The 24,909-nt window shown below is 72.6% G+C and carries 25 protein-coding genes and 1 tRNA gene; 15 read left to right on the plus strand and 11 right to left on the minus strand.

Translation table 11 applies throughout. From position 1 onward, the window contains the following. Positions 1-980: 980 nt before the first annotated feature. Positions 981-1,727, plus strand: a complete 747-nt coding sequence (locus BZY54_RS18245) for a polysaccharide deacetylase family protein (RefSeq protein WP_425276292.1) — start codon at positions 981-983, stop codon at positions 1,725-1,727. A 227-nt stretch (positions 1,728-1,954) separates the two neighbouring features. Continuing rightward, positions 1,955-2,701 (plus strand): cobalt-precorrin-6A reductase, encoded by a 747-nt coding sequence (locus BZY54_RS18250; protein ID WP_086726253.1) that lies wholly within the window; start codon positions 1,955-1,957, stop codon positions 2,699-2,701. Between the two features lie 85 nt (positions 2,702-2,786). Here the strand turns inward: BZY54_RS18250 and cobF are convergent, their stop codons facing one another. Beyond that, complete coding sequence (gene cobF, locus BZY54_RS18255; RefSeq protein WP_086726275.1) at positions 2,787-3,557, minus strand: precorrin-6A synthase (deacetylating); 771 nt, start codon at positions 3,555-3,557, stop codon at positions 2,787-2,789. Between the two features lie 130 nt (positions 3,558-3,687). After that, positions 3,688-4,212: a DUF309 domain-containing protein gene (locus tag BZY54_RS18260; protein WP_086726254.1), complete on the minus strand. Its 525-nt coding sequence runs from the start codon at positions 4,210-4,212 to the stop codon at positions 3,688-3,690. 101 nt (positions 4,213-4,313) lie between these two features. Between BZY54_RS18260 and BZY54_RS18265 the strand changes: the two genes are divergently transcribed. Beyond that, positions 4,314-4,387 (plus strand) — tRNA-Pro (locus BZY54_RS18265). Between the two features lie 104 nt (positions 4,388-4,491). On the opposite strand, the gene BZY54_RS18270 is transcribed toward BZY54_RS18265, so the two are convergent. The 5 genes from BZY54_RS18270 to BZY54_RS18290 all read right to left on the minus strand — a co-directional run bounded on the left by BZY54_RS18270 (position 4,492) and on the right by BZY54_RS18290 (position 9,302). Further along, a complete protein-coding gene (locus BZY54_RS18270) occupies positions 4,492-5,277 on the minus strand; it encodes a GntR family transcriptional regulator (protein ID WP_086726255.1) in 786 nt (261 codons plus the stop codon). 121 nt (positions 5,278-5,398) lie between these two features. After that, positions 5,399-7,270, minus strand: coding sequence for a 3D-(3,5/4)-trihydroxycyclohexane-1,2-dione acylhydrolase (decyclizing) (gene iolD / locus BZY54_RS18275; RefSeq protein WP_086726256.1), 1,872 nt, complete (start codon positions 7,268-7,270; stop codon positions 5,399-5,401). Continuing rightward, the gene (gene iolB, locus BZY54_RS18280; protein WP_086726257.1) at positions 7,270-8,166 is read right to left on the minus strand and encodes a 5-deoxy-glucuronate isomerase; all 897 of its coding nucleotides are present in this window, start codon (positions 8,164-8,166) and stop codon (positions 7,270-7,272) included. The genes iolD and iolB overlap by 1 nt, the downstream gene beginning before the upstream one ends. A 64-nt stretch (positions 8,167-8,230) precedes the next feature. Next, a complete protein-coding gene (locus tag BZY54_RS18285) occupies positions 8,231-9,109 on the minus strand; it encodes a Cgl0159 family (beta/alpha)8-fold protein (RefSeq protein WP_086726258.1) in 879 nt (292 codons plus the stop codon). A 13-nt stretch (positions 9,110-9,122) separates the two neighbouring features. Beyond that, the gene (locus BZY54_RS18290; RefSeq protein WP_086726259.1) at positions 9,123-9,302 is read right to left on the minus strand and encodes a hypothetical protein; all 180 of its coding nucleotides are present in this window, start codon (positions 9,300-9,302) and stop codon (positions 9,123-9,125) included. A 402-nt stretch (positions 9,303-9,704) separates the two neighbouring features. Here BZY54_RS18290 and BZY54_RS18295 point away from each other — a divergent pair, with 402 nt between their 5' ends. The 6 genes from BZY54_RS18295 to BZY54_RS18320 all read left to right on the plus strand — a co-directional run bounded on the left by BZY54_RS18295 (position 9,705) and on the right by BZY54_RS18320 (position 15,822). Continuing rightward, entirely contained in the window at positions 9,705-10,718 is a 1,014-nt protein-coding gene (locus tag BZY54_RS18295; protein ID WP_086726260.1) for a sugar ABC transporter substrate-binding protein, read from the plus strand. 5 nt (positions 10,719-10,723) lie between these two features. Further along, positions 10,724-11,794, plus strand: coding sequence for an ABC transporter permease (locus BZY54_RS18300; protein WP_167414020.1), 1,071 nt, complete (start codon positions 10,724-10,726; stop codon positions 11,792-11,794). A gap of 5 nt (positions 11,795-11,799) precedes the next feature. Continuing rightward, positions 11,800-12,711: an ATP-binding cassette domain-containing protein gene (locus BZY54_RS18305; protein ID WP_086726276.1), complete on the plus strand. Its 912-nt coding sequence runs from the start codon at positions 11,800-11,802 to the stop codon at positions 12,709-12,711. Between the two features lies 1 nt (position 12,712). Then, positions 12,713-13,615, plus strand: a complete 903-nt coding sequence (locus BZY54_RS18310) for a sugar phosphate isomerase/epimerase family protein (RefSeq protein WP_086726262.1) — start codon at positions 12,713-12,715, stop codon at positions 13,613-13,615. Positions 13,616-13,751: 136 nt separating this feature from the next. After that, positions 13,752-14,354 (plus strand): GOLPH3/VPS74 family protein, encoded by a 603-nt coding sequence (locus tag BZY54_RS18315; protein ID WP_208640691.1) that lies wholly within the window; start codon positions 13,752-13,754, stop codon positions 14,352-14,354. 196 nt (positions 14,355-14,550) lie between these two features. Then, complete coding sequence (locus BZY54_RS18320) at positions 14,551-15,822, plus strand: serine hydrolase domain-containing protein (RefSeq protein ID WP_086726263.1); 1,272 nt, start codon at positions 14,551-14,553, stop codon at positions 15,820-15,822. A 6-nt stretch (positions 15,823-15,828) separates the two neighbouring features. Here the strand turns inward: BZY54_RS18320 and BZY54_RS18325 are convergent, their stop codons facing one another. The 3 genes from BZY54_RS18325 to BZY54_RS18335 all read right to left on the minus strand — a co-directional run bounded on the left by BZY54_RS18325 (position 15,829) and on the right by BZY54_RS18335 (position 18,957). Further along, complete coding sequence (locus tag BZY54_RS18325) at positions 15,829-16,833, minus strand: Gfo/Idh/MocA family protein (protein ID WP_086726264.1); 1,005 nt, start codon at positions 16,831-16,833, stop codon at positions 15,829-15,831. 150 nt (positions 16,834-16,983) lie between these two features. Further along, positions 16,984-17,769, minus strand: coding sequence for an SDR family oxidoreductase (locus BZY54_RS18330; RefSeq protein WP_086726265.1), 786 nt, complete (start codon positions 17,767-17,769; stop codon positions 16,984-16,986). 9 nt (positions 17,770-17,778) lie between these two features. After that, complete coding sequence (locus BZY54_RS18335) at positions 17,779-18,957, minus strand: phytanoyl-CoA dioxygenase family protein (RefSeq protein ID WP_086726266.1); 1,179 nt, start codon at positions 18,955-18,957, stop codon at positions 17,779-17,781. Between the two features lie 116 nt (positions 18,958-19,073). Between BZY54_RS18335 and BZY54_RS18340 the strand changes: the two genes are divergently transcribed. Then, positions 19,074-20,108 carry a LacI family DNA-binding transcriptional regulator gene (locus BZY54_RS18340; protein WP_086726267.1) on the plus strand — a complete coding sequence of 345 codons (1,035 nt, stop codon included), beginning with the start codon at positions 19,074-19,076 and terminating at the stop codon, positions 20,106-20,108. 48 nt (positions 20,109-20,156) lie between these two features. Here the strand turns inward: BZY54_RS18340 and BZY54_RS18345 are convergent, their stop codons facing one another. Further along, positions 20,157-20,510, minus strand: coding sequence for a cupin domain-containing protein (locus tag BZY54_RS18345; protein ID WP_107419750.1), 354 nt, complete (start codon positions 20,508-20,510; stop codon positions 20,157-20,159). A 210-nt stretch (positions 20,511-20,720) separates the two neighbouring features. Here BZY54_RS18345 and BZY54_RS18350 point away from each other — a divergent pair, with 210 nt between their 5' ends. The 5 genes from BZY54_RS18350 to BZY54_RS18370 all read left to right on the plus strand — a co-directional run. After that, positions 20,721-21,233, plus strand: a complete 513-nt coding sequence (locus BZY54_RS18350) for a hypothetical protein (RefSeq protein ID WP_086726269.1) — start codon at positions 20,721-20,723, stop codon at positions 21,231-21,233. Positions 21,234-21,352: 119 nt separating this feature from the next. Beyond that, positions 21,353-22,003, plus strand: a complete 651-nt coding sequence (locus tag BZY54_RS18355; protein WP_086726270.1) for a GntR family transcriptional regulator — start codon at positions 21,353-21,355, stop codon at positions 22,001-22,003. A 333-nt stretch (positions 22,004-22,336) separates the two neighbouring features. Beyond that, positions 22,337-23,128 carry a PIG-L deacetylase family protein gene (locus BZY54_RS18360; protein ID WP_086726271.1) on the plus strand — a complete coding sequence of 264 codons (792 nt, stop codon included), beginning with the start codon at positions 22,337-22,339 and terminating at the stop codon, positions 23,126-23,128. Beyond that, positions 23,125-23,835 (plus strand): 4-carboxy-4-hydroxy-2-oxoadipate aldolase/oxaloacetate decarboxylase, encoded by a 711-nt coding sequence (locus tag BZY54_RS18365; RefSeq protein WP_086726272.1) that lies wholly within the window; start codon positions 23,125-23,127, stop codon positions 23,833-23,835. The genes BZY54_RS18360 and BZY54_RS18365 overlap by 4 nt, the downstream gene beginning before the upstream one ends. Beyond that, a partial coding sequence (locus BZY54_RS18370; RefSeq protein WP_086726273.1) for a 4-oxalomesaconate tautomerase occupies positions 23,832-24,909 on the plus strand: 1,078 nt, incomplete at its 3' end. The genes BZY54_RS18365 and BZY54_RS18370, both read left to right, overlap by 4 nt.

The following is a 24,909-nucleotide window of genomic DNA, read 5'->3' on the forward strand; positions in this document are numbered from 1 at the left end:
AACAGCAGCTCGGTGGCCGGCCGTCGGAAGTCTGTCACTCGTACAGCCGCTGCCGGCCACCGAGCTGCTGTTCACTCTCGCGATCGGTGGCGCGGTCTTCCGCCGCCGGCCGAACCGGACCACCTGGCTGTCCTTCCCGGCCCCGGCCGCCGGACTCGCCCCGTTCCTCGCGGCCGCCGCCCCTTCCGCCGGACGGACCACCGCAGAACAGGCCCGTCGGATCCCGGTCGCAACGGCGGTGAGGTGCCTGGTGCTCGCCCTGCCGGGCGCCTCCCGGCTCGTCCGCGGGGCGCCCCGGGCCGCCGTGCCCGGACTGGCCTCGGCCGTGTTGTTCGCGGCGACGGCGGCTCTCCAGAAGGAGATGACGGGGCGGTTCCCGCAAGGGCCGGCGGCGTCGGCGGCCGGCTGGACGCCGTACGCCACCGCGGCCACCGGTCAGGTCGCCTTCGGGCTGCGCCACTGCGCCTTGCGGGCGGGCAACCCTCGTCGCCTCCGGCCCGCCCTCACTCTCGGGGACGCACTCACCAGCATGGCGCTCGGCTGGGCGCTGTTCGGGGAACACATCGTCCTGGGCGTGCGCATGGTGCCCGAGGCGGTCGGCGTCGGCCTCCTCGCGGCGGGCACGGTCGGCCTGTCCCACGCCCCGGCGGTGTCCGGCGAATGGGACACCGAGCCGGCGCCGTCCGCGCCCGGCAGCCGGGGGGCTGGGAAGGAAGCGGCGTACGAACGCGGAGCTCATGAGGAGGAGAGAACACGTGGGAGGCCGAGGCACACCAGGGGGCCCAGGAGGACCGGGAGCAGCAGGCGGACGGGGAGCCGCGAGCGGAGCGGGCGGCCCCGGAGAACAAGGAAGGGCAGGAGGCCCGGGAGGCCGGGGAGGTCGGGGACGATCGGGCGGCCCGGGCGGGCCGGGCGGTGGGGCCCGGCGTCCCGCGGCGGCGGTCCTCGCGCCGTTCGCCGCCGCCGCGGTCGGGCACATCGTGCCGGCCGCCACCTGGCTGCCGCGCTTCCGCGCCGTCTGCTTCCCGCGCCTGGCCGGTATCGGCCGCGCGGACCATGTGGCGCTCACCTTCGACGACGGTCCCGACCCCGACTCCACGCCCCACTTCCTGGACGCGCTCGACCGGCTCGCCGTCCGTGCCACCTTCTTCGTCCTCGGCGAGAGCGTCGTCCGCTGCCCGGAACTCACCCGGGACATCGCGGAGCGGGGCCATGAACTCGCCGTGCACGGCTGGACCCACAGCCGCCCCTGGCTCCCCGCCCCCGGCCGGGATCTCCTGGAGACCGCGCGCGCCGTCCGTGTCGTGCACGACATCACCGGCTGCGGGCCGACGTGGTACCGGCCTCCCTACGGCATCCTCACCGGCGGCCGCTGGGCAGCCGCCCGGCGGCTCGGTCTGCGTCCCGTGCTGTGGACCGCCTGGGGGCGGGACTGGACGGCGGACGCGACGGCCGCCTCCGTCCGCGCGACCGTGGGCGCGGACCTGCGCGGCGGCGGCACGGTCCTTCTGCACGACTCCGACCGCGCCTCGGCCCCCGGCTGCTGGCGTGCCACCCTCGGCGCCCTGCCCGGCCTGGTCGCCGCCTGCCGGGACGCCGGCTGGGAGGTGGGCACCCTCGCCGAGCACGCCCTCGACCGTGACGGTGCCGGACCCGGGCACCGAGAGCGCCCGTCCCCGCCGGGGGACGCCGGGCACCGGCCGGCCTCCGCTCTCGACCCGCGGTGACCGCCCCGGGCGTGGGCCACGCCCCACGGGCCCACAGGAAGCACGGGGGCAATAGCGCCCGGCGGCCGTCGCGGCCACGAGCTCGTCGCCGCGCCGGGCGGATGACACGTGATCCCGAGCGGGACAGCCCTTGGTCGAGCCACTCTCGGACTCGGGGCAGGCGCTGCCCGCTGCGCGCCTCCGCCCCGCGCCCGGCCCCACCCGCTCCGCCTCGTAGGCTCGGCGGCATGTCTGTGCACGTCCTGGTTCTCGGCGGTACCACCGAGGCACGTGAAGTGGCCGCGGCGCTCGCGGGGCGGCCCGGTGTGCGGGTGACCAGTTCGCTCGCGGGACGCGTGAGCCGGCCCGGACCGCTGGACGGTGAGGTGCGCGTCGGCGGGTTCGGCGGCGCGGAGGGGCTGGCGGCCTGGCTGCGCGAGCATCGTGTGGACGCCCTCGTCGACGCCACCCATCCCTTCGCCGAGTCCATCACCCGCAACGCGGCGCTGGCCGCCTCCGCCACCGGCGTACCTCTGGTGGTCCTGCGCCGTCCCGGCTGGCGTCCCGAACCCGGGGACCGCCGGCATCCGGTCGCCTCGATGGCCGCCGCGGCGCGGCTGCTGCCGGAGCTGGGCCGCCGGGTGTTCCTCACCACGGGACGGCTGGATCTGGCCGCCTTCGCCCACCTCTCCGAACTGCACTTCGTCCTACGTTCGGTGGAGCCGCCCGAGCCGCCGATGCCACCGGACGTCCGGGTCGTGCTGGCCCGCGGGCCGTTCACCGTGTCCGACGAGACCGCGCTGCTGCGGGCACACCGCGTCGACGTGCTGGTGACCAAGGACAGCGGGGGAGCGGCCACGGCCGCCAAACTCACGGCGGCACGGCGGCTCGGGCTGCCGGTCGTCGTCGTGAGGCGGCCACCGCTGCCGGACGGGGTGACGGCGGTGCCGGACGCGCGAGCCGCCCTGGAGCGGCTGGACCTGGCCATTGGGTGACATCTGACGCCCGCCGCCCTGGTCGCAGCCGTGGCGACCAAGTGCACGACCCGGCGGACCCGGCCATCCCGCCGCGCCCGGCGACCTACTCCTTCGGCCTGCGCCGCAGCAGATACGTGTCCATGATCCAGCCCTTGCGCTCGCGCGCCTCGGCGCGCAGCCGCTCGATGCGCGGCGCGGCCTCGGCGATCGGTCCGGAGGCGAGGATCTCGTCCGGGGTGCCTATGTAGGCGCCCCAGTAGATGTCGATGTCCTCGTCGGCGTACTGCCGGAAGGTCTGGTGGGCGTCGAGCATCACGACCACGTCGTCCACGCTCTCCGGGAACCCCTCGGCGAGCCGCCGGCCCGTGGTGATCTGCACCGGGCGGGCCACTCGGTTCAGCCCCGTGCGGTGCCGGGCCACCAGCGCCGAGACGCTGCTGATGCCCGGCACGACGTCGTACGCGAAGTCCACCGCCCCCCGCTCCAGCACCTCCTCGAGGATGCCCAGCGTGCTGTCGTACAGCGCGGGGTCACCCCACACCAGGAACGCGCCGCGCTCATGCTCACCGAGCTCCTCGGCGATCAGCCGCTCGTAGATGTCCGCGCGGGCGCTGCGCCAGTCCCCGACGGCGGGGGAGTAGCCGGCGCCGCCCGCCGACCGGTCCCGCTCCGGGTCCCGCGCCTCCACCACGCGGTACGTCCCCTCGGGTACGTGTGCGTGCAGGATGTCCCGGCGCAGGCCCACGAGGTCCGACTTCACCTCGCCCTTGTCCAGGACGAAGAACACGTCCGTGTCGCGCAGCGCCCTGACCGCCTGCAGGGTGAGCTGGTCGGGGTCGCCCGCGCCGATGCCGATGACATGAATCTTTCGCACGCCCCCGAGTCTGCCGTACGGCACTGACAACGCGTCCACCGGTGCCGCACCCAGCGCTACGGCGCCCTGACCCACGGAGTGGCGACGGCACCCGCGCCCCGCGAGCCCGGCATGATCCGAAGAGCGGCCCTCAGGCCGCGCCGCGCAGCCGAGGTGCCCTCTGTGCCGCGTCCACGGTCCCCGCCGAGCCGTTCTCCACGGCGTCCGCCAGCTCCCGTGCCCAGGTGGTGAGCCCGGCGGGGTCCATGCCGTGGGGAGCCCGCACGCCGGTGTCCCGCACCCACTCCTCCACCGCGGCCGCCCCGCGCCGCAGCAGCCGGGCGCCTCCGGTGACGTTGCCGCGGGCCGCGTGCGTGAGCCCGACCGCCAGTTGCGCCAGCCCGCGCCACAGGGCGCGCTCCTCGGCGGGACCCGACTTCCAGGCGTCCTCGAAGACCTCGTGCGCGTGGAACGGCTTGCCCTCGTCCAGCAGCGCCTGGGCCTCGGCGACCGACTCCTCCGGGGTGCGCGCGACGCCCTCGGGCTGCCGCGGCACGCCGTCCGCGCCGTAGGGCAGGGGCCGACCCAGGCCGTCCCGCGGCCGGGCGTTGCGCGCCCGCCCCTCACTGTCCCGGTCCCGCGCGCCGGCCTGCCGGCCGGAGGAGGTGTCGCTCATACGCCGATTCTCCCCCCGAACCCGCGCCCTCTTCGGCCCGGCCCCGACGTGCGGTAAAGTGACGTTCGCGCGATCACGCGGGTCACCGCACGTGAGCGCACCGGGACGTGGCGCAGCTTGGTAGCGCACTTGACTGGGGGTCAAGGGGTCGCAGGTTCAAATCCTGTCGTCCCGACTTTTCGAAGTCGCGGTTCACGGGCCGTCTTCCCATCGAAGGGAGGGCGGCCTTCGCCGTTCCGGGGCGGCGGTTTCCGGGCGCCACGGGTGCGTGCGCGGTCTTCACGGCCGTACCAGCAGCCGGAAGTCGAAGGCGTAGCGCGAGGCCCGGTAGACGTGGGTGCCGTACTCGACCGCCCGGCCCGTGTCGTCGTAGGCCGTGCGCTGCATGGTGAGCAGGGCGGCGCCCTCCTTCTCGTCGAGCCGGGCGGCCTCCTCGGGGGATGCCGTGCGGGCGCCGACGGTCTGGCGGGCGCTGTGCAGGGTGATGCCCGCCGAACGCATCATGCGGTACAGGCCCGTCGACTCCAGCCGGGCGGTGTCGAGTTCGAGCAGGTCCGCGGGCAGGTAGTTGCACAGGAACGCCACCGGTTGGCCGTGCGTGAACCGCAGCCGTTGCAGCACCGCGACCTCGCCGCCCTCGGGGAGGCCGAGGGCGGCCGAGACGTCGGCGGTGGCGGGCACGAGCTCGTTGCGCAGCACCCGCGTGGTGGGGCCCTGCCCGGCCGTCTCCAGGTCGTCGTAGAGGCTGCTGAGCTCGAGGGGGCGTTTGACCTGGCTGTGCACCACCTGTGTGCCCACCCCGCGCCGCCGGACCAGCAGGCCCTTGTCGACCAGGGACTGGATGGCCTGGCGGACCGTGGGTCGGGACAGGCCGAGCCGTACGGACAGGTCGACCTCGTTGCCCAGGAGGTTCCCCGGAGCGAGGCTCCCCCGCTCGATCGCCGCCTCCAGTTGCTGGGCGAACTGGTGGTACAGCGGCACCGGACTGGTCCGGTCGAGGACGAAGTCCAGGGACTCGAGCGCGGAGACGGTCGCGCCACGGACACGGTCACCGGTCGTCGCCACGGGGGCACCTCCTTCGGGTCGGGTGGGGCAGGGCAGGGCGGGCCGGTGCCAGGAGCAGTGGGCGGTCACGGTCGGTTCAGCCGGTGGCCCCGGACGGTGCACGGCCGGCACGGTTGCCCGTTCAGAGGTGGCGGCGGCGCCGCGCCACCTCGCGGTCGTAGCGCTCGCGGGCCAGCGCGGCGGCCTCGCGGCCGGCCACCTCGGCCACGGGCACGTCCCACCAGGCCTCGGCCGGCGGCGCGGTCGGGGCCGGATCCGTCTCGATGTACACGCACGTCGGGCGGTCGGAGGCGCGGGCCGTGCGCAGGGCCTCGCGCAGCTCACCGACCGTCTTCGCGCGCAGCACGTCCATGCCGAGGCTGCCGGCGTTGGCGGCGAGGTCGACCGGGAGCGGGGCGCCGGTGAAGGCGCCGTCGGCGGCGCGGTGGCGGTAGGCGGTACCGAAGCGTTCGGCGCCCACCGACTCCGACAGGCCGCCGATCGAGGCGTAACCGTGGTTCTGGACCAGGACCACGTTGACCGGCAGGCCCTCCTGGACCGCGGTGACGATCTCCGTCGGCATCATCAGGTACGTGCCGTCGCCGACCAGCGCCCACACCGGGGTGTCCGGAGCGGCCTGTTGCACGCCGACGGCGGCGGGGATCTCGTAGCCCATGCAGGAGTAGCCGTACTCCAGGTGGTACTGGCGCGGGGAGCGGGCCCGCCACAGCTTGTGCAGGTCGCCCGGGAGCGAACCGGCCGCGTTGATCACCACGTCCTCGTCGCCGACCACCGCGTCCAGCGCACCCAGCACCTGCGTCTGGGTCGGCACGGCGCTGTCGTCGTCGGCGCGCAGGGCGGCCTCGACCACGTGCTCCCAGCGCTCCTTGCCGGCCCGGTACTCGGCCACGTAGGAGGCGTCGACGTGATGTCCGGCCAGCGCCTCGGAGAGCGCCGTGAGCCCCGCCCGGGCGTCGCAGACGAGCGTGGTGGCCGCCAGCTTGTGGGCGTCGAACGCGGTGATGTTCAGGTTGACGAAGCGGACGTCCGGGTTCTGGAAGAGCGTGCCGGAGGCGGTGGTGAAGTCGGTGTGCCGGGTGCCGACGCCGATGACGAGGTCGGCGGTGCGGGCGAGGTCGTCGGCGACCGCCGTACCGGTGTGGCCGATGCCGCCGAGGTCGGCCGGGTGGTCGTGGCGCAGCGCGCCCTTGCCCGCCTGGGTGGAGGCGACCGGGATGCCGGTGGCGTCCGCCAGCGTCTTCAGGGCGTCCTCGGCCGCGCTGTGGTGGACGCCGCCACCCGCGACGATCAGGGGGCGGGAAGCGGACATGATCGCGTCCGCGGCGGCGGCGAGCTCGGCCGGATCGGGAGCCGGCCGGCGTACCCGCCACACCCGCTCGGCGAAGAACTCCTCGGGCCAGTCGAAGGCCTCCGCCTGGACGTCCTGCGGGAGCGCGAGCGTGACCGCGCCCGTCTCTGCCGGGTCGGTCAGGACCCGCATGGCGTTCAGCGCGGACGGGACCAGGGCCTCGGGACGGGTGATGCGGTCGAAGTAGCGGGAGACCGGGCGCAGCGTGTCGTTGACCGACACGTCCGCCTCGACCGGGTGCTCCAGCTGCTGCAGCAGCGGGTCGGCGGGATGCGTGGCGAAGTAGTCGCCGGGCAGCAGCAGCACCGGGAGGCGGTTGATCGTGGCCAGCGCCGCACCCGTGACGAGGTTGGTGGCACCGGGGCCGATGGAGGTGGTGACCGCCTGCGTGGACAGCCGGCCCCGCTGACGGGCGTACCCCACCGCCGCGTGCACCATCGCCTGCTCGTTGCGGCCCTGGTGGTACGGCATGACGTGCGCGTGTTCGACCAGTGCCTGGCCGAGGCCCGCCACGTTGCCGTGGCCGAAGATGCCCCAGGTGCCGGCGATCAGCCGGTGTCGTACGCCGTCCCGCTCGGTGTACTGGGCGGCGAGGAACCGCACCAGGGCCTGGGCGACGGTCAGGCGGTGGGTGGGGGTGCTCATCAGGACCTCTCCGGTGCCGTGTAGAGGGGGAGACGGGGGTCGACGGGCTGCTCGGGCCAGGTGCCGCGGATCCAGGCGTGGTCGGGGTGGTCGCGGATCAGCCAGGCGCGTTCGGCGTCGGGGCCCGCCATGACGTTGAGGTAGTACATGTGGTGGCCGGGCACGGCCATGGACGGCCCGTGCCATCCGTCGGGGATCAGCACGACGTCGCCGCCGCGCACCTCGGCCAGGACGTCCGTGTGCCGGCCGGGACCGGACGGTGAGACACGCTGGTAGCCGAGGCCGGGCGTGGTGCCGTGGCCGGTGAACTCGAAGTAGTAGATCTCCTCCAGGACCGACTCCTCGCCCGGCCGGTGCTCGTCGTGCTTGTGCGGCGGGAAGGAGGACCAGTTGCCGCCGGGGGTGATCACTTCGACGGCGATCAGCCGGTCGCAGTCGAAGACCCCCGCGGCAGCGAAGTTGTTGACCTGTCGGGAGCAGCTGCCGGTGCCGCGCAGCTCCACCGGCACGGCCGAGGCCGGTCCGTAGCGGGCGGGCAGGCGCCGGGTGCAGCGGGCGCCGGTCAGCGCGAACCGTCCGCCGCCGGTGGAGGAGACGGTCGTACGGGCGTCCCGTGGCACGTAGGCGAAGTCGCTGACGCCGGTGAACACGTCCGCGCGGCCCGTGAGTTGGAAGGCGTCGTGGCCGAAGTCGTCGACGGCGGCGACCGTGCAGCCGCCGCTCAGCGGCAGCACGATCCACTCGCTGTCGCCGGTGTCGAAGGTGTGCGAGCCGCCGGGCGGCAGCTCCAGGACACGGAGAGCGCAGTGGCCCCATCCCGCGGACTCGGGGGTGACGTGCACGGCGTAGGGGCCGGCGGCGGCCTTGCCTGCGGGAAGGTGGTAGGGGCTGGTCATGGGGTTGCGATGCCTCCTTGTCACGGCGGGCGCCGGGGTCACGACGGGCTCACGACGGTGCCGGTCACAGCAGCCCCACGGCCGTGTCGACCGCGTCCTCGACGCTGCCCCCGGCAGGGTAGAGAAGGGAGCGACCGACGACCATGCCCTGCACGGTGGGCAGTCTCAGGGCCTTGCGCCAGCGCTCGTAGGCGCCCTCCTGGTCGTCGCCGACCTCCCCGCCGAGCAGCACGGCGGGCAGCGTCGAGGTCTGCAGGACCTCGGCCATGTCGTCCGGGTCGTCGGTGACCGGCAGCTTCAGCCAGGTGTAGGCGGAGGTGCCGCCCAGGCCCGAGGCAATGGCGATGGAGCGGGTGACGGCCTCGGCGGACAGGTCGTTGGAGACCCTGCCGCCGACACGGCGGCACATGAACGGCTCGACGAACACCGGCAGGCGCAGCTCGGCCATCTCGTCGACGGCGCGGGCCGTGGCCTCCAGGGTGGCCAGCGAGCCGGGGTCGTCGTAGTCGATGCGCAGCAGCAGCTTGCCCGCGTCGAAGCGGAGCCGCGCGATGTCGCGGGGGCGGTGGCCGGTGAAGCGGTCGTCCATCTCGAAGGACGCGCCCGCCAGGCCGCCGCGGTTCATGGAGCCCATGACCACCTTGCCGTCGAGCACCCCGAGGAGCAGCAGGTCCTCCAGTATGTCGGCGGTGGCGAGCACCCCGTCGACGCCGGGCCGGGACAGCGCCACGCACAGGCGCTGCAGCAGGTCGGCGCGGTTGGCCATGGCGAGCCTGCGGTCGCCGACGCCGAGCGCGCCGCGTGCGGGGTGGTCGGCGGCCACGATCATCAGCCGGCCGCTGTCGCCGAACAGCGGGCGGCGCACCCGGCTGGCGGCGGCCTCGGCGACGGCCTCGGGGTGCCGGGCTCTGACCGCGGTGAGGTCGGGGATGCTGACGCTCAAGGGAGGGCTCCGTTCAGGCAGTGGCTCGCGTGGGGAGGCCGTCGGCGCCGGGTAGGGCGTCACACGTCTCCGCCCGGAACAGGGGTACGCCGGAGCTCGGCGGGTAGAGATCGTCTTCGATGCGGCCGATCGCGATCAGACCGAAGGGCGGGGCGGACGGGGCGGACTCGACTGGCTCTGCTGGCTCTGCCATGCGCGACGCTCCTGGAGCCGGGCTGCTGGGGTGCGGATCCCGGGATGCCGAGGTGTGGATCCCGCGATACGGGGGGTGCGGATCCCAGGGGGCCCTGCGACGGTGGAGACGCGGATCCCGGGGCCTGCCGCCTCCCAGGTGTAGGACCCCGGGGCCCTCACTGTCAATAGTTTGTACTTACATTCGGACCTGAGCGTGAAATGATGTCTTGACAAAGTATTGACAGCGGGCGCGGCAGGGGATTGGATCCCGTCCCAACGCATCAGCCGAACAGCCGACCAGCCGTGCCGTGCACTGCGGCAAGCGCTCGGCCCCGGCCCGGAACCGGTCCGCACCGGCTCCGGTCCACCGGATCCTCCCGATCCGCCCTTTCCCCTCGTCGCACAGTGAGGTGCAGGAAAGATGGACCGCTCTTCTCGCTCCCGCAGACTCCTCCCCGTCGTGGCCGTCGCCGCGGCGGCGGCCCTGACGCTCGCCGGCTGCTCCAGCAGTTCGGGCGGAAAGAAGGCCACGGAGGGCGGGGGCGGCGCCTCCGCGGGCAAGGCCACCACGCCCCGGATGACGGTCGCGCTGGTCACGCACCAGGCGCCCGGCGACACGTTCTGGGACATCGTGCGCAAGGGCGCCGAGGCCGCCGCCGCCAAGGACAACATCAAGCTCGTCTACTCCGCCGACCCCAACGCCGGCAACCAGGCCAACTACGTCCAGAACGCCATCGACCAGAAGGTCGACGGCATCGCGGTCACCCTCGCCAAGCCGGACGCGCTCAAGAGCGTCGTCGGCAAGGCGGTCGGCGACGGCATACCCGTGGTCGGACTCAACTCGGGCCTGAGCGACTGGAAGAAGCTCGGCCTGATGGAGTTCTTCGGGCAGGACGAGACCGTGGCGGGCGAGGCGTTCGGCGGCAAGCTGAACGAGGTGGGCGCCAAGAAGGCCGTCTGCGTGATCCAGGAGCAGGGCAACATCGGACTGACCCAGCGCTGCGACGGCGTGAAGAAGACGTTCAAGGGCACCACCGAGACCCTGTACGTCAACGGCACCGACATGCCGTCCGTGAAGTCCACGATCACCGCCAAGCTCAAGCAGGACAGCGGCATCGACTACGTCGTCACCCTGGGCGCCCCGTTCGCCCTGACCGCGGTGCAGTCGGTGGGCGACGCGGGCAGCAAGGCGAAGATCGCGACCTTCGACCTCAACAAGGACCTGACCAACGCCATCAAGAAGGGCGACATCCAGTTCGCCGTCGACCAGCAGCCCTACCTCCAGGGCTACCTCGCGGTGGACTCCCTGTGGCTGTACAAGAACAACGGCAACTACAGCGGCGGCGGGGTGCAGCCGGTGCTGACGGGACCCGCCTTCGTCGACAAGTCCAACGTCGACAAGGTCGCCCAGTTCGCCGCGAAGGGCACCCGGTGACCGACATGTCCCAGCAGGCCGCGCCGGCGGTGGGCACACCACCGGCTCCGGGCGGCAAGCAGACCGACGGCCGGACGGTGCGCCGCTCACCGGTCCTGCGGCTGCTCGCCCGCCCCGAGGTCGGCGTGTTCCTCGGCGCCGTCGCCGTCCTCGTCTTCTTCCTCGTCGCCGCGCCCTCGGTCCGCCAGGGCAGTTCGATGGCGACGATCCTCTACCAGTCGTCCACCATCGGGATCATGGCCCTGCCCGTGGCCCTGCTGATGATCGGCGGCGAGTTCGACCTGTCCGCCGGTGTCGCCGTGATCACCTCGGCCCTGACCGCGAGCATGCTCAGCTACCAGCTGAGCATGAACGTGTGGACCGGCGTGATCGTCGCCCTGGTCCTCTCCCTGGCCATCGGCGCTTTCAACGGCTGGATGCTGATGAAGACCGGGCTGCCGAGCTTCCTGGTCACCCTGGGCACCTTCCTCATCCTCCAGGGCGTCAACCTGGCCGTCACCAAACTGATCACCGGGAACGTGGCCACCGACGACGTCAGCGACATGGACGGCTTCGGCCAGGCCAAGGCCGTCTTCGCGTCCTCCTTCGACGTCGGCGGGGTCCAGGTGAAGATCACCGTGGTGTGGTGGCTGGTCTTCGCCGCGCTGGCCACCTGGGTGCTGCTGCGCACCAAGTACGGCAACTGGATCTTCGCCGTCGGCGGCAACAAGGACAGCGCGCGGGCGGTCGGCGTCCCGGTGACGTTCACGAAGGTCTCCCTGTTCATGCTGGTCGGTTTCGGGGCCTGGTTCGTCGGCATGCACCAGCTGTTCTCCTTCAACACCGTGCAGTCCGGCGAGGGCGTCGGCAACGAACTGATCTACATCGCCGCCGCGGTGATCGGCGGCTGCCTGCTGACCGGCGGCTACGGCTCGGCGATCGGCCCGGTCTTCGGCGCGTTCATGTTCGGCATGGTCAACCAGGGCATCGTCTACGCCGGCTGGAACCCCGACTGGTTCAAGGCGTTCCTCGGCGTGATGCTGCTCGGCGCGGTCCTGATCAATCTGTGGGTCCGGCGCACGGCGACCCGGAGGTGACCGACATGACGACCGACAAGATTGGAACCCACGGCGCAGTCCTGAAGGACGTCCCGCCCGAGGGCGACAGGCCCCTCGTCGAACTCCGGGGCGCCGGCAAGTCCTACGGCAACATCCGCGCCCTGCACGGCGTCGACCTCGCAGTCCACTCCGGCAGGGTGACCTGTGTGCTCGGTGACAACGGCGCCGGCAAGTCCACCCTCATCAAGATCATCTCGGGGCTGCACCAGCACACCGAGGGGGACTTCCTGGTCGACGGGGAGCCGGTGCGGTTCAGCACCCCGCGCGAGGCCCTCGACAAGGGCATCGCCGCCGTCTACCAGGACCTGGCGACCGTCCCGCTCATGCCGGTGTGGCGCAACTTCTTCCTCGGCTCCGAGCTGACCAGAGGCCCCTGGCCGGTGCGCCGCCTGGACATCGCCCGCATGAAGCAGACCGCGGACGAGGAACTGCGCAACATGGGCATCGTCCTGGACGACCTGGAACAGCCGATCGGCACCCTCTCCGGCGGCCAGCGCCAGTGCGTGGCCATCGCCCGCGCCGTCCACTTCGGCGCCCGCGTCCTCATCCTCGACGAGCCCACCGCCGCCCTCGGCGTCAAACAGTCCGGCGTGGTCCTCAAGTACATCGCCGCCGCCCGCGACCGCGGCCTCGGCGTCATCTTCATCACCCACAACCCCCACCACGCCTACATGGTCGGCGACCACTTCACCGTGCTGCGCCTGGGCACCCTCGAACTGTCCGCCGCGCGCGCCGAGGTGAGCCTGGAGGAGCTGACCAACCACATGTCGGGCGGCGCGGAACTCGCCGCCCTCAAGCACGAGCTCTCCCAGGTACGGGGCGTCGACGTCGAGGAACTGCCCGAGGCGGACGACCTCTCGGCGCCCCTGCCTGCATCCCCCGAAGGGAACTCCTGACATGACCACCGTGCTGGACCGCATCCGGGTCGGCTCGGCCCCCGACTCCTGGGGCGTCTGGTTCCCCGACGACCCCCGGCAGGTCCCGTGGCAGCGCTTCCTCGACGAGGTCGCGCAGGCCGGCTACTCCTGGATCGAACTCGGCCCCTACGGCTATCTGCCCACCGACCCCGCCCGGCTCACCGAGGAGTTGGCCGGGCGGGAGCTGAAGGTCTCGGCGGGAACGGTCTTCACCGGCCTGCACCGCGGCCCCTCGGTGTGGGAGTCGACGTGGGAGCACGTCGCCCAGGTCGCCGACCTCACCCGGGCCATGGGCGCGCGGCACCTCGTCGTCATCCCCTCCTTCTGGCGGGACGACAAGACCGCCGAGATCCTGGAGCCGCCGGAGCTGACGAACGAACAGTGGGCCCACCTGACCAAGGGCATGGAACGCCTCGGCCACGAGGTCAAGGAGACGTACGGCCTCGACATCGTCGTCCATCCGCACGCCGACACCCACATCGACACCGAGGCGCACGTCGAGCGCTTCCTGGACTCCACCGAGTCCGACCTGGTCAACCTGTGTCTGGACACCGGGCACTACGCCTACTGCGGCGGCGACAGCGTCAAGCTGATCGAGACCTACGGCGAACGGATCGGCTATCTGCACCTCAAGCAGGTCGACCCGGGGATCCTGGCCGACGTGGTGGCCGGCGGGGTGCCGTTCGGGCCGGCGGTCCAGCGCGGAGTGATGTGCGAACCACCCTCCGGCGTACCGGAGTTGGAGCCGGTGCTGGTCGCCGCGCAGCGGCTCGGCATCGAGCTGTTCGCGATCGTGGAGCAGGACATGTATCCCTGCGCACCGGACAAGCCCCTGCCCATCGCCACCCGCACGCGCAGATTCCTGAGGTCCTGCGGCGCGTGACCCTCGTGGGTCCGGAAGGCGGTCCGCTCCCCGTCGTGCGCCGCCCGGCCGCGCTACAGTCGGGCTGGTACGGCAAGGCAGGCGTCACGGTCCGCGCCGGTCGTTCGGTGGCGGGTAGCCCCCGGCGAGGAGCCTCATGAGCACATCGCGTGACCTGATGATCGTGGCCCTGGGAGCGGCGCCGAACCGGCCCGTGGATCGCGGCGACCTCTCGCTCGCGCTGGCCGGGGCCGAGGCGTACGACCTGCTGCGTGCCGAGGCGATCGGGCTGGACGGCGAGCGCATCCTGCCCCGGGCGCGCCCGGAACCGGACGACCGTCTGCTCGGCGAGGCCGCCTCCTCGCTGGTGCGCGAGGCGCCGTACGAGTCCCTGGAGGACTGGCTCTGGCGACGCGGGCGTGGCCTGGCGTCGGCCTACCTGGCCGAGCTGGAGCGCGAGGGGCAGGTCTCGTGGGAACGGCACCGGTGGCTGCCGTTCAGCGGCGGCCGCACCGTACTCAGCGACACACAGGCCCGACGCCGGGCGACGTACCGCTGGGCGGCGGACGAGCCCGTGCTGCTCGCCCTGGCCGCGGCCGTGGGCATCCGCGACGAGCTCTCGCCGGCCGAGCCGGGCATCACCGACGAGGCGGTCCTCACCGTGCTCGCCGCCGTGCACGACGCGGTGATGGAACTGGAGGCCGTGCGCCAGCGGCGCGCCATCGAGGAGGCGGCGTTCGCGAACGTCTGGCGGGCCTGACGACCGCCGGCCCGACAGGCGGTGGGGCAGGGGCGCTCCTATGCTGGGGACGTCGGGTCGTGAGAGGCGTGTGAGACACCGGATGCTCGCCCCACGTCATGGCCGGGCCCGTCGGCGTCCGCCGCGGAAGGACGCCTCCACATCCCCGCGCCCGTCCACGACGACGCGGGTGACTCTCAGCGCTCGGAGTCAGCCCATGACACACGCGTGCACACGAGGACTGCGCCGGGGTGCCGTCACCGCGACGGCCGTGGGGATGCTCGCCGCCCCGCTCGCCGGCCCAACCCCCACCGCCGCGTCCACGGCACCGGCAGGCGTCCCCGGCGCGGTCACCGCCGCCTCGCCACCGGGCCCGTCCCCTGCCCCGACCTCCTCCGACGTCCGCACCCTGACCCCCGAGGTGACGCGGCGGCTCGACCGGGCCGTCCAGCGTGTCATGCACGAGGCCGGCGTGCCCGGCGTGATCGTGGGGCTGTGGACGCCCGACCAGGGGCAGTACGTGAAGTCCTTCGGCGTCGCCGACAAGGCCACCGGCCGCAGAATGTCCGCCGACCTCTACATGCGCATCGGCAGCGAGACCAAGACCTTCACCGTGACGGCGCTGCTGCGCCTCGTCGACCGGCACGAGGTGAGGCTCGACGATCCCGTCGGAAAATACGTCGACGGCGTGCCGGGCGGCGACCGGATCACCCTGCGCGAGCTGGCCGGCATGCGCAGCGGCCTGTTCAACTACTCGGAGGACGACGACTTCTACAAGGCACTCACCTCCGACCCGCGGCGCCCCTTCACCCCGCGGGAACTGCTGGCCTACGCCTTCAGGCACCCCGCGCTCTTCCCGCCGGGCCAGAGGTTCGACTACTCCAACACCAACCTCGTCCTGCTCGGCCTGGTGATCGAGAAGGTCAGCGGCCGGTCGCTCGCCGACTACATCCGCACCGCCGTCCTGGAACCGGCCGGTCTGCACCACACCTACTTCCCGAGCGGCGCCGAGTTCCCGCAGCCGCATGCGCAGGGCTACACCGAGCAGACGGCGACCGGGAAGGTGGAGGAGACGGCCGACTGGAACCCCTCCTGGGGCTGGGCGGCCGGCGCGATGATCTCCAACCTCGACGACCTGCGCGTCTGGGCCCGCACCGTGGCCACCGGCCGTCTGCCCGACGGCCACATCCTCATCAGCCCCGCCACGCAGAAGCAGCGGCTCACCACACCACCGACCCCGATCCCCGGCGCCGGCTACGGCCTGGGCATCTTCGACGTCCACGGCTGGATCGGCCACAACGGCTCCCTGCCCGGTTACGAGTCCCTCACCGTCTACCTGCCCTCCGCCCGGGCCACCCTGGTGGTCCTGCTCAACACCGACATCGACCACAAGGGCAGCGAGCCCAGCACACTGTTCGGCGAGGCGATCACGAAGATCGTCACGCCGGGTCACGTCTTCGGCCTGCCGGCACAGCCCGCCGCCCGGTGACGTGCGTCAGACGGTGCGGACCTCCTCGATCCGCACCGGACGGTGCTCGTGCAGCGACAGGGTGCACGCCTCGGCGATCCAGCCGGCCTCCAGCGCGTCCTCGACGGTGCACGGAGAGGGCAGGCGCCCGGCCACGACCTCGGTGAACGCGGTGAGTTCGGCGCGGTAGGCGGCGGTGAAGCGGTCCATGAAGAAGTCGTGCGGGGTGCCGGCCGGGAAGGTCACCCCCGGTTCGAGGGACCGCAGCGGCAGCTTGTCGTCGAGTCCGACCGCGACGGAGTCGGCGAAGCCGTGCAGCTCCATGCGGACGTCGTAACCGCGGGCGTTGTGGCGGCTGTTGGAGACCACCGCGATCGTGCTGTCGTCCAGGGTGAGGATCGCACCGGTGGTGTCCGCGTCGCCCGCCTCCTCGATGTACCGCGCACCCCGGTTGCCGCCGACGGCGTACACCTCGGTCACCTCGCGGCCCGTCACCCAGCGGATGATGTCGAAGTCGTGCACCGAGCAGTCGCGGAAGATGCCCCCGGAGGCGGCGATGTACGCGGCGGGCGGCGGCGCCGGGTCCAGAGTGGTGGACCGCACGGTGTGCAGCTTGCCGAGCTCACCACGTCGCACGGCCGCACGGGCGGCCGTGAAACCGGCGTCGAAACGGCGGTTGTAGCCGATCTGCACGGGCACGTCACCGCCCTGGACGGCCTTCAGCACCTCGACGCCCTCCGGCATGGTGCGGGCCACGGGCTTCTCGCAGAAGACCGGGACGCCGGCCTCGACCGCGGCGAGGATCAGCGCCGGGTGCGCGTCGGTCGCGGCGGCCACGACGACGCCGTCCACCCCGGCGGCCAGGACCGCCTCGGGCGATGCCGCGACCTCGGCCCCGAACCGTTCGGCGGCGGTCTGGGCGGCGTCGGCGAACGGGTCGGCGACGACGAGTGACTCGACGGCGTCGAGTCGGGACAGGGTCTCGGCGTGGAAGGCGCCGATACGGCCGAGGCCGAGGATTCCGATGCGCATGGGTGCGGGTGCTCCTTGGGTGCGTGGTGCGTGGTGCGTGGTGCGTGGTGCGTGGTGCGTGGTTCCGGGGCGTGGGCGTCGTACGGGCTGAGCGGCGCCGGGGCGTGGGCGTGGTGTGCGGGGTGCGGCGCGGGGCGTGCCGACGGGTCGTCAGCCGAGTCCGCCGAGCACGTTCTGGTCCCAGTCGATCACCGAACCGGTGACCACCCCGGACCGCTCGGACAGCAGGAAGACCACGAAGTCGGCGATCTCGTCCGGTTGGCCGAGCCTGCCCATCGGCAGCCGCGCGGCGGCCTGCTCCTGCCAGTCGTCACCGGCGCCGTGGAAGACGCGCTGGGTGGCGTCCTCGCCCTCGGTGTCGGTCCAGCCGATGTTCAGTCCGTTGATCCTGACCCGGTCGAACCGGTGCGCGTGCGCGGCGTTGCGGGTCAGCCCCACCAGCCCCGCCTTGGCGGCCACGTAGGGGGCGAGGAAGGGCTGCCCGCCGTGCGCCGAGGACGTGATGATGTTGACGACGGTGCCGGGGGCCTTGCGGGCCACCATGTCGGCCACCGCCGCCTGCATCGCGAAGAACGGTGCCTTCAGGTTGATCGCGATGTGCGCGTCGAACAGTTCTTCGGTGGTGTCCAGCAGCGTGCCGCGGGAGGTCAGCCCGGCGGAGTTCACCAGGCAGTCGATCCGGCCGTGGGCGGCGACCACCTCGGCCACGGAGCCCTTGGCCTGCTCCGCGTCCGCCAGATCGGCCCGTACGAACATCGCCTTGCCGCCGGCCGCCGTCAGCTCCGCCACCAGCGCCTCACCCGGCTCCGGGCGCCGGCCCGTCACGGCCACCACGGCGCCCTCGCGGACGGCGGCCCGCGCGACCGCCGCACCCACGCCCTGGCTGCCGCCGTTGACCAGGACGACCTTTCCGTCGAGAAGCCGTGTCTGTCCCATGAGCTCTCCTCAGCTCCTGCGCCGCTCGGCACCGGCCCGCAGCTCCGCGCGCAGCCGGTCCGCCGGCCACTCCTCCCGCACCGCCCGCCGCATGAGGTCCGCCTGGGAGGACGGGGCCAGACCGTCCACCGGCGGGTCGTTGTCGAGATCGGTGGGGAACGGGTAACCCTCGGCGCTCGCGGCGACGACCCGCTCCAGCCATTCGGGGGCCACGCCCTCCGCCTTGCGCTTGAGCAGCACCGGGAAGACCGCGTTCGCCACCGCCTCCCGGTCCACCGTCTCCATCGCGCGGCCGAAGGCGGAGGAGACCTGGAGCAGGTTGGCCATGCGTCGGATGTCCGACGACCGGTTCGTCCCGGCGGCGTGGAAGAGCGCCGGGTTGAAGAAGGCGGCGTCGCCCTTGGCCAGCGGCAACTGCACGTGGCGCTCCGCGAAGTAGGCCTGGAACGCGGGCAGTCGCCAGGCCAGGTAACCGGGCTCGTACCGCTGCGAGTACGGCAGGTACATCGTCGGGCCGGACTCGACGGGCATGTCGCAGTGCGCGACCGCGCCCTGGAGGGTCAGCACGGGGGAGAGGCGGTGGACGTGCGCGGGGTAGGCGGCGGCGACCTCGTCGGTGAGGAAGCCGAGGTGGTAGTCGCGGTGCACGGTCTGGGCCGCGCCGCCCGGGTTGACCACGTTGATCTGGGAGGTGACCTGGTAACCGGGGCCGAGCCAGGCCTGTGAGACCAGGGCCAGGACGTCGTTGGCGTAGTAGTCGGCGAAGGTCTCCGGGTCGTGCAGGGCCGCCTTCTCCAGGGCGTTCCAGACTCGGTCGTTGGCGCCCGGCCTGGCGAAGTGATCCCCGGCGGCCGTGCCGGCGGCACGCTGCTCGGCGATCAGCGCGGCGAAGACAGCCGTCGCCCGGTCCACCACCGCCGGGTCGGGGAAGGCGCCCCGGACGACCACGACGCCCGGCCCCTCGTCGAGGGCGCGGACCAGTTCGGCCTGGACGGCACGCCGGTCGTCGGCCGCGACCAGCCGCTCGCCGTCGTAGACGAGGACGCCCTGCTCCACGGCCGAGGCGTGCGGATGGCCGGCGAGGTCGGTGGTGCGCTCGACGAGCGCGCGGAAGGCGTCGAGGTCGCAGTCCTGCTCGGTGAGCCAGGCGCGGCGACCAGGGGAGAGGTGCGGGGAGGTGGAGTACATCGCCGTCCTTTCAATGACGGGGGCGACGCGGCCCTGTCATTCTTGTCAGTACAAACCCCTCGAACAACCAGCAGCAAGCCATCAAAAACCCCTCAAGCAGCCCGAGGAGCCGTCCGATGGGCCACCCCTTCCCGATCCGTGAGATCGCACGTCAGGCCGGGTTGAGCGAGGCCACGGTCGACCGCGTGCTCAACGGCCGGGGAGGGGTGCGCGAGAGCACCGCGGGGGAGGTGCACCGGGCGATCGCCGACCTCGACCGGCAGCGCACCCAGGTGCGGCTCGTCGGCCGAACGTTCATGCTCGACATCGTGATGCAGGCGCCGGAGCGGTTCACCACCGCCGTCCGGGCCGCCCTGGAGGCCGAACTGCCGTCCCTGCACCCGGCCGTGGTCCGCTCCCGCTTCCACTTCCGTGAGACCGGCCCGGCGCAGGAGCTGCTCAGGACGCTCGACCGGATCGCGCGCCGCGGCTCGCAGGGCGTGATCCTCAAGGCCCCGGACGTCCCCGAGGTCACCGCGGCGGCCGGCCGGCTGATGGCGGCCGGGATCCCGGTCGTCACGCTGGTCACCGACCTGCCGGCCACCGCCCGGCTCGCCTACGTCGGCAGCGACAACCGGGCGGCGGGTGCCACCGCCGCATACCTGATGGGTCAGTGGCTCGGCGACCGGCCCGGCAACGTGCTCACCAGTCTCAGCAACGGCTTCTTCCGCAACGAGGAGGAGCGCGAGATGGGATTTCGCAGCGCCATGCGGGCCGGCCGGCCGCGCCGCGCCCTGGTGGAGATCGCCGAGGGCCAGGGCCTGGACGCCACGCAGTACGACCTCGTCCGGGCCGCGCTGGAGCGCGACCCGGGCATCCGCGCGGTCTACTCGATCGGCGGCGGAAACATCGCCACCCTGCGGGCCTTCGAGGACCTGGGCCGCGCGTGCGCGGTGTTCATCGCCCACGACCTCGACCAGGACAACACCCGCCTGCTGCGCGAGCACCGCCTGTCCGCCGTGCTCCACCACGACCTGCGCCAGGACATGCGGGAGGCCTGCCGGCTCGTGATGCGCGCCCACGGCGCCCTGCCGCCCGCCGGGCCGGCACTGCCGTCCGCGATCCAGGTGGTGACTCCGTACAACATGCCGCAGGCGACGACGGCCGGCTGACCCCCGAACAGCGTCCGGCGGTCCGGCCGTCCGGCCGTCCGGCCGGACTCAGAGGTTGACGGCGTACACCTTGCGCAGGGTCTCGTGCACCGTCCACGTCGTACGGTCGCCCTCGCGCAGCACCGCCATGTCACCGGGGCCGACGCGCAGGGTCGGGCCGCCCTCCACCTCGATGGTCGCCGATCCGCTGATCACCACGAACAGCTCGTCCGCCTCGGTGTCGGTGACGACCCCGGGGGTGATCTGCCAGATTCCGCGCATCTGGCGGCCGTCCGCCGACTCCCACACCACCTTTCCGGTCACCTGCGGCGTCCCGGAGACGATCTGCCCCGGGTCCAGCGGTTCGGGGGCGAGCTCGGCGTCGGCGACACCGGGCACGTGGAGAGCGAAGCTGTCGGTCAGGCTGTGGGTCATGCCGGGACCCTAGCCGGGGCCGGGGGACCCGCGGCCCGGACAGAGTGTGGGGGATCGGGCCGGCCGCACGGACACTTCGTCGCGCCGTACGGACGCCTCGGTGCGGCGGGTGGCGGGTGGGCGGCGAAGTGGCGGGTGCGGGCGGCTCGGGTGATCGTTGAGTGGACCGTCTCCGTACGCCCGGGAAGCGAGCAGCCCATGGCTGAGCCCACGGCGGCCGTACCCGAGCGGTCCGCGCACGACTTCCGCTCCCTTCTGCTCTTCGGCGGGGTCTACGGCGCCGTGGTGGCCAGCGCGATGATCGCCGCGCTCACCCAGTACGGGCACAACTCGGCGGCGAGCCGCCGCTACGACGCCGCCTGGCTGCTGGTGACCGCGTTCGCCTCGGCCCTCGCCCACGGCTACGCCCACTACATCGCCGAACGCGGCCCGCACCGGCGCGGACAGGCCCTGCGCGCCCTGGTGGCCGAGTGGCCGGTGGTGGTGGCCATGTTGCCGAGCGTCCTGATCCTGGCGGGCGCGGGCTGGGGCTGGTGGCCCGCGGACAGCGTGGAGTACCCGGCGTTCGCCTTCAACGTCGCCCTGCTGTTCGCCCTGGGGCTGCTCTCGGCCAGGTGGGCGGGGCGCAGATGGGCGGTCGCGCTGGTCACAGGGGTGGTGGACGCCCTGTTCGGGCTGATCGTCGTGGTGGCCAACGCGATCATCAAGTGAGCCGGCCCGAGTGCACCGGCCGTCGCCCGGCCGCTTCGAGGCAATTCGGCGAACAAAATTGTTGACAATGTTGTGGGCTAGATTTACGTTCGACAGGCACTCATTCAGGGAGGGCGACGATGCCGAAGGAAGCCCGTCCGGGCACCGGGGAGCAGGCCAAGCAGCATGCGCTCGCGCAACTGCGGCAGGCGATCCTGCACGGCGAGATGGCACCGGCTCAGCGGCTGGTGGAGAACGAACTCGCCGAGCAGTTCGGTGTGACGCGGGCCAGCATCCGCGCGGCGCTGATCGACCTGGAGGCTCAGGGCCTGGTCGAGCGGATCCGCAACCGCGGTTCGCGTGTCCGGGTGGTGTCCGTCGAGGAAGCGGTCGCCATCACCGAGTGCCGCATGGTCCTCGAAGGGCTGTGCGCGGCCAAGGCGGCCGTCGTGGCGAGCGACGAGCAGCTGGCCGAACTCACCGATCTCGGCACGGCGATGCAGAAGGCCGTGTCCGGCGGTGAGCCGGTCACGTACTCCGAGCTCAACCACGAACTGCACGCCCGGATCCGGGAGTTCTCCGGCCAGCTGACGGCCGTGGAGCTGCTGGAGCGGCTCAACGCCCAACTGGTGCGCCACCGTTTCCAGTTGGCGCTCAGACCGGGGCGTCCGCAGCAGTCCCTGAACGAGCACCTGGCGATGATCGAGGCGATCAGGGCCAGGGACCCGCAGGCGGCCGAGTCGGCCGTCCGCGCCCACCTCACCAGCGTGATCGACGCATTGCGCGACTGACGTCTCACGTCGTTGACGTCCCGAGCGGCCTGAGTGCCGTGCGGCCGGAACATCGCGCGGCCGAAGCGTCGTGCGGCACGAACGTCGTGCGGACGGCACGTTGTCCGTACGTCAGGCCGTGTGGACGCCATGCCGTGTGGACTGCACGTCGTGCGGACGCCATGCCGAACGGACGCCGAGCCGTACGGACGCTGAGCCGTACGGACGCCGAGCCGCGCGGACGGCACGTCGTGCGAGCCTCGCGCCGTGCCGGCGCCCGGTCGTGCGAACGGCATGTCGTGCGAGCGGCGCCAGGGGGTGGGCGGACACCTGTCCACCAAGGAGACATGAGCAATGACGCACGAAGGCGCGCCCTCCCCGAAGCTCTCGGCCTCGCCCGAGCAGGGGGGACCACCGTCCCCACCACGATCGACACTCGTCGTCACCGCGCACGCCGGGGACTTCGTCTGGCGGGCGGGCGGTGCGATCGCCCTGGCCGCCTCGCGCGGGGAGAGGGTCACCATCGCGTGCCTGACCTTCGGTGAGCGCGGCGAGTCCGCCAAGGCCTGGCGCGAGGGCAGAAAGCTGGCGGAGATCAAGGCCATGCGCCGGGAGGAGGCCGAGCAGGCCGCCGCCACGCTCGGCGCCGAGGTCCGCTTCTTCGACGCCGGGGACTATCCGCTGGTCGCCACCGCCGAACTGACCGACCGTCTCGTCGCCGTCTTCCGCGAGACCCAGCCCGACGTCGTGCTCACCCACCCCGTCGAGGACCCGTACAACGGCGACCACCCGGCCGCCAACCACATGGCCCTTCAGGCCCGCGTGCTCGCGCAGGCCATCGGCTACCCGGGGCCCGGAGAGATCATCGGCGCCCCGCCCGTCTTCTACTTCGAGCCGCACCAGCCGGAGATGAGCGGCTTCCGGCCCGAGGTGCTGCTCGACATCACCGAGGTGTGGGAGACCAAGCGCAAGGCGATGGAGTGCCTGGGCGCCCAGCAGCACCTGTGGGACTACTACACCGACCTGGCCGTCCGCCGCGGCGTCCAGCTCAAGCGCAATGCCGGGCCCAACCTGGGACTGCCCCACAAGACCATGGCCGAGGCCTACATGCGTCCCTACCCGCAGGTCACGAAGGAGCTGGCATGAGCGGCGTGATCGTCACCGACCCGCCGAAGGCGGCAGCCGAGGACGTCGAGGCGCTCGCCGGTTTCGGTGTCGCCACCGTGCACGAGGCGATGGGCCGCACCGGCCTGCTCCCCGCCCGGCTGCGCCCCGTCCAGCAGGGTGTGCGCATCGCCGGCACGGCCGTCACGGTGCTGTCCTGGCCCGGAGACAACCTCATGATCCACGCCGCCGTCGAGCAGTGCGGCGAGGGAGACGTCCTGGTCGTCACCACCACCTCGCCCTCCACCGACGGCATGTTCGGCGAGCTGTTCGCCACCGCGCTCAAGCGGCGCGGGGTGCGCGGCCTTGTCATCGACGCGGGTGTCCGCGACACCGCCGAACTGCGGGAGATGGGGTTCGCGGCCTGGTCCGCCGCCGTGTGCGCGCAGGGCACCGTGAAGGCCACCGGCGGCTCGGTCAACGTGCCCGTCGCCATCGGCGGGCAACTGGTCCGGCCGGGCGATGTGATCCTCGCCGACGACGACGGCGTGGTGGTCGTGCCGCGCGAGCGGGCCCGGCAGGCGGCCGAGGCGTCCAGGGCCCGGGAGGAGAAGGAGGCCGCCTCGCGCGCCGCCTTCCAGGACGGCCAACTCGGCCTGGACCGCTACGGTTTGCGCGAGACCCTGGCACGGCTCGGAGTGACCTACCGGTCGTACGACGCCCATGTGCGGGACGGGGACGGGGCATGACCGGATCCGAGGAGGTCCGCTGCCTGCTGATGCGCGGCGGCACCTCAAAGGGCGCCTACTTCCTGGCCGATGACCTGCCCGCCGACCCCGCCGCCCGCGACGACCTGCTGCTGCGGATCATGGGCAGTCCCGACCCGCGCCAGATCGACGGCCTGGGCGGCGCCCACCCGCTCACCAGCAAGGTGGCCGTGGTCTCCGCGTCGGCCGATCCCGACGCGGACGTCGACTACCTGTTCCTGCAAGTCGCCGTCGAACACGTAGAAGTGAGTGAGGGTCAGAACTGCGGCAACATACTTGCCGGGGTCGGCCCGTTCGCCGTGGAGCGGGGGCTCGTGGCCCCCGGGGACGGCGAGACGTCCGTACGGATCCGCATGCGCAACACCGGGGAACTGGCGGTCGCGACCTTCCCGACCCCGGGCGGGCGCGTCGAGTACACCGGCGACGCGGAGATCTCCGGGGTACCCGGGAGCGCCGCCCCCGTGGTGATCGAGTTCCCGGCGACCGACAGTCCGCTGCTGCCCACCGGAAACGTACGGGACATGATCGCCGGCACTGAGGTGACCTGTGTGGACAACGGCATGCCCACCGTGCTGATCCCCGCCGCCGCGCTGAACGTCACCGGCTACGAGAGCCCCAGGGATCTGGAGGAGGACCTGGCCCTGGCCGACCGGCTCCGCGAGATCCGGCTGGAGGCCGGGCGGCGCATGGGACTCGGCGACGTCGAGAACGCCACCGTGCCCAAACTGAGCCTGCTGGCCCCGCCGTCGAACGGGGGTGCCGTCATGACCCGCACCTTCATCCCGGTGCGCTGCCACACCTCCATCGGCGTCCTCGGCGCCGCGAGCGTGGCGGCCGGGCTGCGCATACCCGGCACGGTGGCGCAGGGCCTCGCCCGACCGCCCGCCGGAGACCACCCCCTCCGCATCGAACACCCCACCGGATTCCTGGAGATCGAAACCGACGTCGACGCAGGCGACGGCGACACCCCTGCGGTGGCCCGCCGCACTGCTGTCGTGCGCACCGCACGCAAGCTCTTCGACGGCACCGTCTTCCCCCGATCCCCCCGTACCGCCC

The organism is Streptomyces carpinensis, assembly GCF_002154505.1.
GTDB classification, from domain to species: Bacteria; Actinomycetota; Actinomycetes; order Streptomycetales; family Streptomycetaceae; genus Streptomyces; species Streptomyces carpinensis.

Excerpts from the sequence above, each read along its gene's own strand:
- BZY54_RS18295 (WP_086726260.1), top strand. The coding sequence starts at position 9,705 with ATGGACCGCTCTTCTCGCTCCCGCAGACTCCTCCCCGTCGTGGCCGTC.
- iolD (WP_086726256.1), bottom strand. The coding sequence starts at position 7,270 with ATGAGCACCCCCACCCACCGCCTGACCGTCGCCCAGGCCCTGGTGCGG.
- BZY54_RS18325 (WP_086726264.1), bottom strand. The coding sequence starts at position 16,833 with ATGCGCATCGGAATCCTCGGCCTCGGCCGTATCGGCGCCTTCCACGCC.
- BZY54_RS18305 (WP_086726276.1), top strand. The coding sequence starts at position 11,800 with ATGACGACCGACAAGATTGGAACCCACGGCGCAGTCCTGAAGGACGTC.
- BZY54_RS18250 (WP_086726253.1), top strand. The coding sequence starts at position 1,955 with ATGTCTGTGCACGTCCTGGTTCTCGGCGGTACCACCGAGGCACGTGAA.
- BZY54_RS18335 (WP_086726266.1), bottom strand. The coding sequence starts at position 18,957 with ATGTACTCCACCTCCCCGCACCTCTCCCCTGGTCGCCGCGCCTGGCTC.
- BZY54_RS18365 (WP_086726272.1), top strand. The coding sequence starts at position 23,125 with ATGAGCGGCGTGATCGTCACCGACCCGCCGAAGGCGGCAGCCGAGGAC.
- BZY54_RS18340 (WP_086726267.1), top strand. The coding sequence starts at position 19,074 with ATGGGCCACCCCTTCCCGATCCGTGAGATCGCACGTCAGGCCGGGTTG.
- BZY54_RS18355 (WP_086726270.1), top strand. The coding sequence starts at position 21,353 with ATGCCGAAGGAAGCCCGTCCGGGCACCGGGGAGCAGGCCAAGCAGCAT.
- BZY54_RS18310 (WP_086726262.1), top strand. The coding sequence starts at position 12,713 with ATGACCACCGTGCTGGACCGCATCCGGGTCGGCTCGGCCCCCGACTCC.
- BZY54_RS18360 (WP_086726271.1), top strand. The coding sequence starts at position 22,337 with ATGACGCACGAAGGCGCGCCCTCCCCGAAGCTCTCGGCCTCGCCCGAG.
- iolB (WP_086726257.1), bottom strand. The coding sequence starts at position 8,166 with ATGACCAGCCCCTACCACCTTCCCGCAGGCAAGGCCGCCGCCGGCCCC.
- BZY54_RS18350 (WP_086726269.1), top strand. The coding sequence starts at position 20,721 with ATGGCTGAGCCCACGGCGGCCGTACCCGAGCGGTCCGCGCACGACTTC.
- BZY54_RS18330 (WP_086726265.1), bottom strand. The coding sequence starts at position 17,769 with ATGGGACAGACACGGCTTCTCGACGGAAAGGTCGTCCTGGTCAACGGC.
- BZY54_RS18300 (WP_167414020.1), top strand. The coding sequence starts at position 10,724 with ATGTCCCAGCAGGCCGCGCCGGCGGTGGGCACACCACCGGCTCCGGGC.
- BZY54_RS18315 (WP_208640691.1), top strand. The coding sequence starts at position 13,752 with ATGAGCACATCGCGTGACCTGATGATCGTGGCCCTGGGAGCGGCGCCG.
- BZY54_RS18290 (WP_086726259.1), bottom strand. The coding sequence starts at position 9,302 with ATGGCAGAGCCAGCAGAGCCAGTCGAGTCCGCCCCGTCCGCCCCGCCC.
- BZY54_RS18260 (WP_086726254.1), bottom strand. The coding sequence starts at position 4,212 with ATGAGCGACACCTCCTCCGGCCGGCAGGCCGGCGCGCGGGACCGGGAC.
- BZY54_RS18320 (WP_086726263.1), top strand. The coding sequence starts at position 14,551 with ATGACACACGCGTGCACACGAGGACTGCGCCGGGGTGCCGTCACCGCG.